Genomic DNA, 12,991 nt, shown 5'->3' with positions numbered 1-12,991 from the left:
CCGACTACAAAATTAAAAGGAAAAGGAGCAAAAAAATGAACGCTAAAGGGCAAATGCTACAAGATCCATTCTTGAATACCTTGCGCAAGGAACATGTGCCTGTCTCGATTTATCTGGTTAACGGCATCAAGCTGCAAGGCCAGGTAGACTCATTTGATCAGTATGTCATCCTGCTCAAAAACACAGTGACCCAGATGGTATACAAACACGCCATCTCGACTATTGTTCCCGCCCGCGCAGTCAGCATTCCATCAGCCCACGCTACTCCCGCCGAGTAACAGGAAGCGCAGTGACCTTTAGCAATGTTTGATCGCCCCAGCGGCGGAGATGCCGCAGTTCTCGTCAGTGTTGATTTTGGCGATTCAGGATATGAAGAAAGTTTGCAGGAACTAAGGCAGCTTGCCATCAGTGCTGGCATGGATATCCGGGCCACCATTGAAGGCAAGCGTCCCAAGCCGGATGCCAAGTATTTCGTTGGGTCTGGCAAGGCAGACGAGCTGGCTGAATCCCTGAAATCACATGAGGCACAGGTAGCCGTCTTCAACCACGACTTGAGTCCATCCCAGCAACGCAATCTTGAACGCTTGCTCGAAAGCCGGGTAGTGGATCGCACTGGCTTGATTCTGGATATTTTTGCCCAGCGCGCCCAAAGCCATGAAGGTAAGCTGCAAGTCGAGCTTGCCCAGCTAGAGCATTTATCCACCCGACTTGTGCGTGGCTGGACCCACTTGGAGCGCCAAAAAGGCGGTATCGGTGTGCGCGGCGGTCCAGGGGAAACGCAACTTGAACTGGACAGGCGCATGTTGCGCATACGCGTGAAGCAATTGCGCGAAAAGCTTGCCAAGCTGAAGCAGCAGCGCGGTATGCAACGCCGCTCGCGCAAGCGCTCGCTGGTCATGTCAGTTTCCCTGGTTGGGTATACCAATGCGGGCAAATCCACCTTGTTCAATCGGCTCACGCAATCTGGTGTGTATGCAGCAGATCAATTGTTTGCCACGCTGGATACCACCTCGCGCAAGCTATATATTCCTGATGGCGGTCCGGTGGTGCTTTCGGATACCGTAGGGTTTATCAAACACTTGCCACATGCCCTGGTAGAAGCGTTTGGTGCCACTCTGGAGGAAGCAGTGCAGGCGGATTTGCTTCTGCATGTGGTTGATGCTGCAAGTCCGGTGCGAGATGACCAGATTGCGCAAGTGAATAAGGTGCTGGAAGAAATTGGTGCCGAGCATGTACACCAGGTGCTGGTGCTGAATCAGATTGACCGGGCAGGGCTGGAGCCGGGATTGGAGCGGGATGAGTATGGTAGAATTTGCCGCATTCGTATTTCTGCCAAGACCGGTGAAGGACTGGAACTGGTACGCCAGTGTTTGCGCGAACATCAGCAAATGCTGTTTGCGCATCAGCTGGAAACCAGCTCGCCGGATGTAGTCCCCACATAAACGATTTTTTGATTTTCGGAGTAACTCATGGCTAACGATCCCGGTTGGGGCAACCGCAATAATGACGGCCCGCCCGATTTGGACGAGGTATTGCGCCAGTTCAGCCGCAAGCTGAATGGCCTGTTTGGCAGATCCCCCAAGGGCGGTCAGTCGCCACAATCCGAAGGCAGTGGTATTCCTGTGCTACCTATCGTGGGCTTGATTGCCGTGATCTGGTTTGCCACCGGCTTTTATATCGTCGACCAAGGCTCGCGCGGCGTGGTATTGCGCTTCGGCAAGCACGTGGAAACCACCTTGCCCGGCCCGCGCTGGCACATGCCTTACCCTGTTGAAAGTGTGGACGTCATCAACATGGAGCAGGTGCGCACCATTGAGGTGGGTTACCGTTCCGCTGAAGGTGGTTCAGGCCGTAGCAAGGAATTGCGCGAATCTCTGATGCTGACCGATGACGAGAACATTATTGATCTGCAGTTTGCCGTTCAGTACAACCTCAAGAATGTAGAAGAGGCGTTGTTCAACAACCGTTCTGCGGAAGAGTCCGTGCGCGGCATTGCCGAGACTGCGATTCGTGAAATCGTCGGCAAGAGCAAAATGGACTTTGCCTTGTACGAGGGCCGTGAAGAAGTGGCGGTTGAAGCCAAGAAGCTGATGCAGGAAATCCTGGATCGCTACAACACCGGTATCAATGTCGTGAATGTCACCATGCAGAACGCGCAACCTCCCGAGCAGGTGCAGGCTGCGTTTGATGATGCGGTGAAAGCTGGCCAGGATCTGGAACGTCAGAAAAATGAAGGTCAGGCGTATGCCAACGACATCATTCCAAAAGCGCGTGGTACGGCATCACGTCTTCTGGAAGAGGCGGCTGGTTACAAGCTGCGTGTTGAGAACGAAGCGCAAGGTAATGCCAGCCGATTTGAGCAGGTGTTAACCCAGTATCAGCGCGCCCCTGAAGTGACACGTCAGCGTCTTTATCTGGATGCCCAGGAGCAGATTCTTTCTAATGTGAGCAAGGTGGTTGTTGATCAAAAGGGCGGTAATAGCCTGCTGTACCTGCCATTGGACAAGCTTCTTGCCAACACAGGGGGCACGCCGACGGCGGCGCCATCCTTGAATGCGCCAACGACAACACCAGCCAGCACCTTGCCTGAAATTGACCTGAATAATCTGCGTTCACGCGACAGCTTCCGTAGTCGTGATCGTGAAAGCCGATAAGGGGCGTCGAACAACATGAAAAACTTAAGCACAGTGTTAATCGGTCTTATCGCAGCCTTGCTGTTGATCAGCCTCTCCGCGTTTACGGTAGATCAGCGTGAGTACGCGCTGGTATTCCGTCTGGGTGAAATCGTGTCGGTCAAAAAAGAGCCTGGTCTCTATTTCAAGATGCCCTTTGTTGAAAATGTACGTTACTTCGACAAGCGTATCCTGACCCTTAACTGGGTGGAGCCGGACCGCTTTCTGACCAGCGAAAAGAAGAATGTGCTCGTAGACTCGTTCGTCAAATGGCGCATTGTTGACCCTGCCAAATACTACGTATCGGTGAAAGGCGATGAGCTGCAGGCCGAGCGTCGTCTCTCGCAGACAGTGAATGATGGTTTGCGTGCCGAGTTTGGTAAACGCACGATACACGATGTTGTTTCCGGTGAGCGTGGGCAGATCATGGAAATCCTGCGTCAGCGTGCAGATCGCGATGCCAAGGAATACGGCATTCAGGTGCTGGATGTGCGTCTGCGCCGTGTAGACTTGCCTCAGGAAGTTAGCGAATCTGTTTATCAGCGTATGGAAGCAGAACGTAAGCGCGTAGCTAACGAATTGCGCTCACAAGGTGCCGGGGCTGCCGAGAAAATCCGCGCCGATGCTGACCGTCAGCGTGAGGTCATCATTGCTGAGGCTTTCCGTGAGGCACAACGCATCAAGGGTGAAGGTGATGCCAAAGCTTCGGAAATCTACTCGCAGGCCTATGGCAAAAATCCGGAGTTCTATGCGTTTTACCGCAGCCTGGATGCCTACCGCAATAGCTTCAAGAGCAAGAACGATGTCATGGTCCTGGAACCAGACTCTGACTTCTTCAAGTACCTGCGTAGTCCTTCTCCCCGGAAATAAGGCTTGAACTCAACCTTGTTAACTGCGCTGGGCCTCATGCTGGTGCTGGAAGGGGTTCTGCCCCTGCTGGCCCCGCAAGCCTGGCGCGATACCTTTAAGCGCATGGTGGAGTTGAAAGACGGCCAGCTACGGTTTGTTGGTCTTGTCTCCATGAGTGTCGGCCTGTTGCTGTTGTTGTTTTTCAAGAATTAACGCCCAGACCTGCAAAGGTGGAGGCATCGTTTTCCCTTCATTCGAAGCTCTGGTCGTGCGCCCGAGTTTCGCAAGCAGCCGCGAGTGGTTTACAATATAGGCCTTCCTGTTGCGGGTATGGTCGTCCCACCACTCCAGTCACAGCATGTAATGTCCGTTAACACGCCTCAACACTAAAGAATCATTATGCGTAACTGGCTTTTACCAGAATACATAGAAGATGTGCTGCCTGCAGAAGCAGCGCGCATGGAGCATTTGCGTCGGCAATTGCTGGATCTGTTTGCCGTGCACGGTTACCAGTTTGTGATTCCTCCTTTGCTGGAATATCTGGAGTCGCTGATTACCGGCGTGGGGCATGATCTGGATCTTGCGACCTTCAAGGTCGTGGATCAGCTGACCGGGCGCCTGATGGGTGTGCGTGCCGATACCACGCCGCAAGCAGCGCGTATTGATGCACACATGCTGAATAATCAGGGTGTGTCGCGCCTGTGCTACGCCGGCAGTGTGCTACGTACCACCCCAAGCGGCCTGGCCCAAACCCGGGAGCCTTTGCAGCTTGGCGCCGAGCTGTTTGGTCACGCCGGGGTGGAAAGCGATATTGAAGTGCAACGCCTGATGGTGAAAGCCTTGAAGCTGGCTGGCGTGACGCAGTTGCACCTGGACTTCAGCCATGTGGGTATTTTCCGGCACCTGGTGCGACAGGCAGGCGTTAATTCAGAACTTGAGCAGGCCTTGTATGCTGCCTTGCAGAGCAAGGATCAGGCAGAGGTGCGAAATCTGACAGCGGGCCTTGACGCTACAACTTCTGCCGCCCTGTGCGTGCTGACTGAGCTGAATGGTGGCGCAGACGTTCTGGAACGTGCTGCGCAGGTCTTGCCAGCGACATCCGCGATTGCAGCGGCGCTGGCCGATTTGCGACAGGTTGCTCAGCAATTGCAGGATCTGGACGTCAATGTCTGCTTTGATCTTGCCGAATTACGCGGCTATCACTATCACAGTGGCATGGTCTTCGCGGCCTATGCCCAGGGCTACGCTGGCCCATTGGCGCTGGGTGGTCGTTATGATGAAGTAGGCTCTGCGTTTGGCCGCGCTCGGCCTGCCACCGGCTTCAGCCTGGATCTGCGTGGTCTGGTCACGGCATTGCCACCCGCTGAAATCGCACAGGCCATTTTTGCACCGTACGATCATGATCCTGCGCTTACTGCAAAAGTGGATGCCTTGCGTGCAGAAGGGCAGATCGTCATCCAGGAGTTGCCTGGACACGAGTCTCATCGAAATGAATTGCAATGTGACCGTCAGCTGGTAAAGCAGGGCGATCACTGGGAAGTGCAGGCCATGCCTCCCTTAACTGATAAACCAATGTCTGATAACCCGATTGTTGGTACTTTTTGAGGCCGTTATTACATGGTTTGTTACATAGTTATTAACGAATTCGTAATTAAATTACTTTGGCAGAACGCATGATGAACAAGAATGTAGTCGTTATTGGTACCCAGTGGGGCGACGAAGGCAAGGGCAAGATTGTGGATTGGTTGACCGATCACGCCCAGGGTGTGGTGCGCTTTCAGGGCGGTCACAATGCCGGGCATACCCTGGTGATCGGGCAGGGCGCCGCGCAACGTGAATACAAGCTGAATCTGGTGCCCTCTGGCATCGTGCGTGAAGGCATCAAATGTTACATCGGCAATGGCGTGGTGTTGGATGTTGCCCACTTGCTTGAGGAAATCAAGGGTCTGGAATCGGTGGGTGTGGAAGTCCGTAGCCGTCTGATGGTCAGCCCAGGTTGCCCGCTGATCATGGGCTATCACGTGGCGATGGACAAAGCGCGCGAGGCTGCGCGAAACATCAAGATTGGTACGACTGGCAAGGGTATTGGTCCTACTTATGAAGACAAGGTGGCACGTCGTGCGCTGCGCGTTTACGACTTGTTCTACCCAGAGCGTTTTGCCGAAAAGCTGCGCGAAGTGATGGAGTATCACAACTTTGTGCTGACCAAATACCTGGGCGTAGCTGCCGTGGATTACCAGTCTGAGCTGGATCAGGCATTAAGCCGCGTTGATCAACTGAGCCCGATGGTGGGCGATGTATCCGCTGCCTTGTATGCTGCCAATCAGGCAGGTGACAAGCTCTTGTTCGAAGGCGCACAAGGCACCTTGCTGGATATTGATCATGGTACATATCCATACGTAACTTCTTCCAACTGCGTGGCTGGTCAGGCCGCCGCTGGTACCGGTGTCGGTCCTCAGGTGCTTGATTATGTTCTGGGTATTACCAAAGCATACTGTACGCGCGTTGGTGGCGGGCCATTCCCCAGCGAGCTGGATATTGAAACGCTGGATACTCCAGGCTTCCAGATGTCTGACAAAGGCCGCGAAATAGGTACCGTCACCAAGCGCAAGCGTCGTTGTGGCTGGTTTGATGCAGCTGCCTTGCGCCGCTCTGCCCGCATCAATGGCCTGACGGGTTTGTGCATTACCAAGCTGGATGTGCTGGATGGTATTCCTGAACTGGAGATCTGCACCGGTTACAAGCTGGATGGCAAGGTGATTGATCTCTTGCCCGTGGGTGCAGATGACCTTGCGCGTTGCGAGCCCATCTATGAGCGCATGCCCGGCTGGACTGAAAACACATTTGGTATTAACACCTGGGAAGGGTTGCCGCTCAATGCGCGCAACTACTTGAAGCGTCTGGAAACCCTGTGCGAAGTGCCGGTGGCTATCGTATCCACCGGTCCCGAGCGCGATCAGACCATTGTGCTGCGCCACCCATTCGGAGGCTAGGCTTGAAACCAATACACGAGCAGCGCCTGGCGTGGGCCATTACCGGTTCCGGGCATTATCTGCGCGAGTGCATTGATATCCTCAATACGCTGGATCAGGTGGATTTGTTCCTGAGCAAGGCGGCAGCCGAGATATTGAAGCAATACGGTTACGAGCATAATGTGGGGCGTGTGTATCAGGATAAAACGGCCAGCTCGGTGCCGGTCGAACTGTTCTACCATGGCGCATACCACACGGTCGTTGTTGCACCGGCCACCTCCAACACCGTGGCGAAAATGGTGTATGGCATTTCGGATAATCTGGTCACCAATATTTTTGCGCAGGCAGGCAAGTGCCGGGTGCCAAGTATTGTGTTTGCCTGCGATACTGCACCGGAGCTGGAGTCTGAAGCCCCGCGTGAGCATATGGTCAAGGTGTATCCACGCCGTATCGACCTCGAAAACATGGAAAAGCTGAAGACCTTTGACGACACCACAGTGGCGGGCGATATTCCCCAGTTGCAAGCAGCAATCCAGACGCGGTTGGCATGGCTGAGAGACTCCTCTTCCTGACCGGCAAGCTGGCTGAAAAAAGCCTGCACAAAGTGCTGGAAGCCATGCAGCCTACCGATTTCAAATACCGTGTCGCGCAGATTGGCGTTTCGGTCGCCGCATTGATGACCCCTGAGCTTATCGTGCGTCGCCTGCCGGATGCAGGGGATGCTGACCGGATGCTGATCCCCGGCTTGTGTCGCGGTGATCTGCGCATTCTGGAAGATAAATACGGCATTCCTGTGGAGCGCGGCCCGGAAGACCTGAAAGATTTGCCCCAGTTTTTTGGCCACGGCGGAAAAGCGCCTGATCTCTCACAGCATGCCGTGCGCATTTTTGCCGAGATTGTGGAAGCGCCTCAGTTGACGGTTGAGGGCATTGTGGCGCGCGCTGCTTATTTTCGCGATCAGGGCGCCGATGTTATTGATCTTGGCTGCCTGCCCAATACGCCTTTCCCGCATCTGGCAGATGCCATACAGGCACTGAAGTCCCAGGGATTTTCTGTCAGCGTTGACTCATTGAATCATGATGATTTGCTGTTGGCAGGCAAGGCAGGTGCGGATTATCTGTTAAGCCTGACCGAACACAGCTTGTGGATTGCCGATGAAGTGGGCTCTACCCCGGTGCTGATCCCCGCCAAGTCCGGCAGTTTGCCGTCGCTTTACCGGGCGGTAGAGGGCATGCTGAAAAAAGGTCGGCCCTTCATTGCTGATGCCATTCTCGACCCCATTCCGTTTGGCCTTACAGATTCTATTGTCCGCTATCAGCGCCTGCGCAAAAAATATCCCAACATCGACATCATGATGGGGGTAGGAAATCTGACAGAACTGACGGATGCCGATACCACAGGCATCAATGCCATCCTGTTTGGCATTATTACCGAGCTGAATATCAATGCCGTACTGGCTACCTCGGTCAGTCCCCACGCCACAAACGCCGTGGCTGAGGCCGATATCGCACGCCGTGTCATGTACGCTGCGCGCGAGGACAGGCGCTTGCCCCGGGATTACAGCAATGGCTTGCTGGGGCTGCATGATCGCCGTCCGTTTGGTTACACGGCTGAGGAAATCGCGGAGTTGGCCGCGCAAATCAAGGATCCGAGCTTTCGCATTCAGGTGAGCGAAGAGGGGATGCACATCTACAACCGCGATGGCTTGTTCACCGCTACTGATCCTTTTGCGCTGTATCCTGATCTGAAAGTCGATGACGACGCTTCTCATGCGTTTTATCTAGGCGTAGAGCTTGCCCGGGCGCAAATTGCCTGGCAGCTCAAAAAACGTTACAGCCAGGACGAAGAGCTGGAGTGGGGCGTCAATACGGTGCAAAAAGCCCCGGAAGCCAGAGTGGCGCACCGCGATGCCTCTCTGAAGGAAAAGCGCAGCAAGGACAAATCCTGAACGTCATGAATATCCAAGAGTATCAACAGGTGAAGCCGGGAGAGATGATCCATGAAACCATCGTCATCAGTACCGACGCCCAGGGCCTTCCGCATATCGCGCCTTTTGGCGTGAGGGAGCGGGACGGTTTTGTTCTGATCGCGCCTTTTCGTCCATCAACCAGTCTCGACAATCTGCTCGCCCGTCGCACGGCTGTCTTAAACTTGACCGATGATGTGCGTGTGTTTGCTGGCGCGCTGAGTGGTCATCGCGAATGGCCGGTAAGAAAGGCCACTCAGGTTGAAGGCTATGTGCTGGAAGCTGCGCTGTCTCACCGGGAGTTGGTGCTGGAAGAGGTGGTGGAAGACGCCGAGCGCCCATTGCTTTATTTTCGCGTGGTGCATGAAGAAGTACATGCTGCATTTCGTGGGTTTAACCGGGCCCAGGCGGCAGTGGTTGAGCTCGCGGTGCTGGTCAGTCGACTGCACATGCTGCCGCTGGAAAAAATCGAAGCCGAAATGCAGTATCTGAAAATCGCCATTGAAAAAACGGCGGGTCCGCGTGAGCATGAGGCCTGGCAATGGCTGGTAGAACGTGTGGCCCAGCACCTGGCCGTTGGTGATTCAAAGGAGCCGCAATGAGCCGGTTGTTGGCTAGCGTCAATAGTTTGCAAGAGACCGAATTGGTTTTATCTCTTGCCGATATTATTGATCTGAAAAACCCTGCGATGGGGGCGCTAGGAGCGTTACCTATTGAAGTGATTAAACAAATTGTCCGCTATGTTGATGGTCGCAAACCCATCAGTGCCACGATTGGTGATCTGGTTATGGAACCAAAACCAGTGCTTGCTGCCATACAGGCGGTCGCCGCCACTGGCGTGGATATTGTGAAGGTTGGCATGTTCGCAGGCGAGCAGTTGGCATGTATTGAAGCAATAAAGCCAATTGCCAGATCGGGAACCAAAGTGGTCGCCGTGTTATTTGCTGACAGCCAGCAAACGTTTCTGCCTCTGGAGGTATTTGCTGAGGCAGGATTTTATGGCGTGATGCAGGATACTGCTATCAAGAATGGTTCCAGCCTTCTGGATCATCAGGGCCTGCCTCAATTGCGCGCGTTTGTGCAAGAGGCCAGGGCAAATGATCTGATCTGCGGGTTGGCAGGTTCTTTAAGGGTGTCGGATATTGAAACTCTGGCAGCCTTGAAGCCTGACTACCTTGGTTTCAGAAGTGCGTTATGTCAGAACGGAAATCGCACGAAGACAATATCTGCGACAAGTGCAGCTGCCGTTCAAGAGATGTTGTTTAATTGCAACATGGCCTTGAAAGGCGCGCTGGCTGTGTAGTTTATGCGGTTAAGCATTTGCAAGCACAGTTGGCTTTAAAGTATAGTAAGTCTTAAATCTACAGTCACCGGGAGTTAAACCATATGAAGAAAAATCTGATCAGCATTGCAGTTGCTGGCGTTTTGGGTCTTGCTGCATTGCATGCTAGCGCAGAAGAAGCTTATCAAGGTTCTTGGTACGCTCTGCCAGGTATCAACGTCATGAACGCTGACAATGACCTGAAGGCTGAGAATTCCAGCGTAGGTGGGTTCCTGAAATTCGGTAAGGAGCTGAGCGAGCACTGGGATGTGCAAGTTGGCCTGAGCCATAACCGTGCTGATGAAGACTCCAAGCAGTTTACAGGTGGCAAGTACAAGCAAACCCTGCTGGGTGTTGATGCTCTGTACCTGTTCAGCCGCGAAAAATTCCGTCCATTCCTGCTTGCTGGTCTGGGCGCTGCACGTAACAACGTTGACTACAAGCCTAGTTCCGCTGGTTACGATGACAGCAACACTTCCTGGATGGCCAATGCCGGTCTGGGTTTCCAATACCTGTTTACCGATCGTCTGGGCTTCCAGGCTGACCTGCGTCACGTTTGGAGCCGTGCTGAAGTTCAAGGCGACAAGGAAACCGTTGGCAACAACTACCTGAACCTGGGTCTGATCTGGAAATTTGGCGCTCCTGAAAAGGTAGCTGCTGTTGAGCCAACTCCAGTGGCTGCTCCAGAGCCAGCTCCAGCTCCAGCACCTGTTGCTGCTGAGCCAGAGCCAGTTGGTCCAGCTCCAGCTGCTTTCGACAAGGTGACTCTGCAATCTGAAGTGCTGTTCGGCTTCGACAAGGACAACCTGAAAGAAGAAGGCAAGAAGGTTCTGAACGCTGACGTGGTTGAAAAGATGAAGGCTCATCCTGAAGTTGAGCTGGTGCTGATCACTGGTCACACTGACCGTATCGGCGATGAAGCATACAACCAGAAGCTGTCTGAGCGTCGTGCCAATGCAGTTAAGAAATACCTGGTAAGCCAAGGCATTGAAGCTAGCCGTCTGCACGCAGTAGGCAAGGGCGAAGCTGAGCCAGTGGTTGATTGCCAAGGCGTACGTGGCAAGAAGGCAATTGCTTGCTTGCAACCTAACCGCCGTGTTGTGGTAGAAATCGAAGTACAACGCGCAGGTAACTAAACGTTATCTTTGTACTGAAAAGCCCCGCTTTGCGGGGCTTTTTTATGGGCTGAACAATGAATACAACTGAAGTAGCGCTGGCAATAGAGGCACGGTGGGTCATACCCGTCATTCCACAAGGCGTGGTGCTCGAGCACACCACGGTCCTGATTAATGATGACGGTAGTATCCATGCCATCTTGCCAACCGCAGAAGCCAGAGCGACCTTTCAAGCTACCCGAGTAGTCCGGCTGGAACACCATGCCCTGATGCCTGGTTTGATCAATCTGCATACACACGCTGCCATGACACTGATGCGTGGCATGGCGGATGATTTGCCCTTGATGGATTGGTTGCAACATCACATTTGGCCTGCAGAGCGCGCCGCTGTTACCCCGCGCTTTGTCAGAGACGGGACCTTGCTGGCGAGTGCTGAAATGCTGGCAGGTGGTGTTACCTGTTTCAATGATATGTATTTTTATCCGGATGCGGCGGCAGAGGCGGTTGTTCAAGCTGGCATACGTGCGCATCTCGGACTGGTGGTGATGGATTTTCCATCTGCTTACGCTACGGATGCCGATGATTATCTGCTGAAAGGCCTGGAAGCGCGGGATGGCTGGCGTGGAACTTCACGCATTACCAGCAGCCTTGCGCCCCATGCGCCTTACACCATGAGTGACCGCAGCTTTGAGAAAGTGATGACCTATGCCGAGCAGCTGGGGCTGGGAATCCATACCCATCTGCATGAAACACGTACCGAGCTTGAGCAGAGCGTTGCGCAATATGGCATCAGGCCCATACAGCGCATGGCAGATCTCGGTATACTGGGCCCCGGCCTGGTAGCTGCGCATGCCGTCCATCTGGATGAGGCGGAGCGCACCTTGCTGAAGGAGTTCGGCTGCCATATAGCCCATTGCCCTGCATCCAATCTGAAACTGGGTAGTGGGATTGCCAATGTTCCTGCCATGCTTGAGACTGGCATTAATGTTGGCCTGGGGACGGACGGCGCCGCCAGCAATAACCGCTTGGACATGTTTGCAGAAATGCGCCTGGCAGCATTGCTGGCAAAAGGGGCGAGTGAGGATGCGGCTGTTGTACCTGCGACCACTGCCCTGGAAATGGCCACGATAAATGGTGCGCGCGCATTAGGGCTTGACGATAAAATCGGCTCTATCGAGCCAGGTAAACTGGCTGACCTGGTGGCGATTGATATGGATAGCGTCATTTGCAACCCATGTTTTGATCCCGTTTCCCATCTGGTTTACGTGGCCGGGCGCGAGCACGTGACGCATACCTGGGTAGCTGGCGAACTCTGCTATCAGGAAGGTATCTATGCCCATGTTGAACCTGCCGAATTAAAGGAAATTACGACACAATGGTATCCAAAACTCAGTCCATTCCGGGTGTGAATGTAGACCCTGCAGAGCTGCAGAAATTTGCCACGCTGGCTCACCGCTGGTGGGATCCCAATAGCGAATTCAAGCCCTTGCATGACATTAATCCCCTGCGCTTGCAATTGATAGACGAGCTTGCTGGTTTGCAGGGTAAACGCGTGGTGGATGTTGGTTGCGGAGGTGGCATTCTCTCCGAATCCATGAGCGCGCGCGGCGCAGATGTCACCGGTATTGACCTTGGCGAGAAGGCGTTAAAAGTCGCGGAATTACATCGCCTTGAAAGCGGTGCAAGCGTGAATTATCGCTTGATCGAAGTCGAAGCGCTTGCCCAGGAGCAGCCTGGGTCATTCGACGTTGTCACCTGCATGGAAATGCTGGAGCACGTGCCTGACCCCGCTGCCGTGGTGCGTGCATGCGCGACCCTGGTAAAGCCAGGCGGACATGTCTTTTTTTCCACGCTGAATCGCAATCCTAAATCGTATCTGTTCGCCGTTATCGGTGCCGAATACGTGCTGAACATGTTACCCAAGGGCACTCATGAGTACGCCAAGTTCATCAAGCCATCCGAGCTGGCAGAGTGGGCGAGGGAGGCTGGCTTAACGGTTAGCGGCATGCGCGGCATGGGCTACAACCCGCTGCGCAAGCATTACTCGCTGGGAACGGATGTCTCAGTTAATTACATCATGCATACGGTGAAGTAAG

The 12,991-nt window shown here is 54.0% G+C and carries 14 protein-coding genes; all 14 read left to right on the top strand.

Annotation, left to right across the window (positions count from 1 at the left end):
* Nucleotides 1-35: 35 nt before the first annotated feature.
* Nucleotides 36-278: an RNA chaperone Hfq gene (hfq, locus tag MPQ_RS08305; RefSeq protein WP_013442468.1), complete on the top strand. Its 243-nt coding sequence runs from the start codon at nt 36-38 to the stop codon at nt 276-278.
* 24 nt (nt 279-302) lie between these two features.
* Nucleotides 303-1,442: a GTPase HflX gene (gene hflX / locus MPQ_RS08300; RefSeq protein ID WP_013442467.1), complete on the top strand. Its 1,140-nt coding sequence runs from the start codon at nt 303-305 to the stop codon at nt 1,440-1,442.
* 27 nt (nt 1,443-1,469) lie between these two features.
* Complete coding sequence (hflK, locus tag MPQ_RS08295; RefSeq protein WP_013442466.1) at nt 1,470-2,654, top strand: FtsH protease activity modulator HflK; 1,185 nt, start codon at nt 1,470-1,472, stop codon at nt 2,652-2,654.
* Between the two features lie 15 nt (nt 2,655-2,669).
* Nucleotides 2,670-3,542 carry a protease modulator HflC gene (gene hflC / locus MPQ_RS08290; RefSeq protein WP_013442465.1) on the top strand — a complete coding sequence of 291 codons (873 nt, stop codon included), beginning with the start codon at nt 2,670-2,672 and terminating at the stop codon, nt 3,540-3,542.
* Nucleotides 3,543-3,545: 3 nt separating this feature from the next.
* On the top strand, nt 3,546-3,734 hold the full coding sequence (locus tag MPQ_RS08285; RefSeq protein ID WP_013442464.1) for a DUF2065 domain-containing protein: 189 nt from the start codon (nt 3,546-3,548) through the stop codon (nt 3,732-3,734).
* Between the two features lie 186 nt (nt 3,735-3,920).
* A complete protein-coding gene (locus MPQ_RS08280) occupies nt 3,921-5,126 on the top strand; it encodes an ATP phosphoribosyltransferase regulatory subunit (RefSeq protein ID WP_013442463.1) in 1,206 nt (401 codons plus the stop codon).
* Between the two features lie 71 nt (nt 5,127-5,197).
* Nucleotides 5,198-6,514 (top strand): adenylosuccinate synthase, encoded by a 1,317-nt coding sequence (locus MPQ_RS08275; RefSeq protein ID WP_193373554.1) that lies wholly within the window; start codon nt 5,198-5,200, stop codon nt 6,512-6,514.
* 2 nt (nt 6,515-6,516) lie between these two features.
* Nucleotides 6,517-7,065 (top strand): flavoprotein, encoded by a 549-nt coding sequence (locus tag MPQ_RS08270; protein ID WP_013442461.1) that lies wholly within the window; start codon nt 6,517-6,519, stop codon nt 7,063-7,065.
* Nucleotides 7,041-8,441, top strand: coding sequence for a DUF6513 domain-containing protein (locus MPQ_RS08265; RefSeq protein ID WP_013442460.1), 1,401 nt, complete (start codon nt 7,041-7,043; stop codon nt 8,439-8,441). Before MPQ_RS08270 ends, MPQ_RS08265 begins: the two co-directional genes overlap by 25 nt.
* Before the next feature lie 44 nt (nt 8,442-8,485).
* A complete protein-coding gene (locus MPQ_RS08260) occupies nt 8,486-9,061 on the top strand; it encodes a DUF447 domain-containing protein (protein WP_041362735.1) in 576 nt (191 codons plus the stop codon).
* Nucleotides 9,058-9,762: a (5-formylfuran-3-yl)methyl phosphate synthase gene (locus MPQ_RS08255; RefSeq protein WP_013442458.1), complete on the top strand. Its 705-nt coding sequence runs from the start codon at nt 9,058-9,060 to the stop codon at nt 9,760-9,762. The genes MPQ_RS08260 and MPQ_RS08255 overlap by 4 nt, the downstream gene beginning before the upstream one ends.
* Before the next feature lie 83 nt (nt 9,763-9,845).
* A complete protein-coding gene (locus MPQ_RS08250) occupies nt 9,846-10,916 on the top strand; it encodes an OmpA family protein (RefSeq protein WP_013442457.1) in 1,071 nt (356 codons plus the stop codon).
* Nucleotides 10,917-10,972: 56 nt separating this feature from the next.
* Complete coding sequence (locus MPQ_RS08245; protein WP_041362199.1) at nt 10,973-12,304, top strand: TRZ/ATZ family hydrolase; 1,332 nt, start codon at nt 10,973-10,975, stop codon at nt 12,302-12,304.
* Nucleotides 12,271-12,990 carry a bifunctional 2-polyprenyl-6-hydroxyphenol methylase/3-demethylubiquinol 3-O-methyltransferase UbiG gene (ubiG, locus tag MPQ_RS08240; RefSeq protein WP_013442454.1) on the top strand — a complete coding sequence of 240 codons (720 nt, stop codon included), beginning with the start codon at nt 12,271-12,273 and terminating at the stop codon, nt 12,988-12,990. The genes MPQ_RS08245 and ubiG overlap by 34 nt, the downstream gene beginning before the upstream one ends.
* Nucleotide 12,991 lies beyond the last annotated feature (1 nt).

The organism is Methylovorus sp. MP688 (assembly GCF_000183115.1).
GTDB lineage: Bacteria > Pseudomonadota > Gammaproteobacteria > Burkholderiales > Methylophilaceae > Methylovorus > Methylovorus glucosotrophus.
This window is presented reverse-complemented; position numbering and strand designations above follow the sequence as displayed.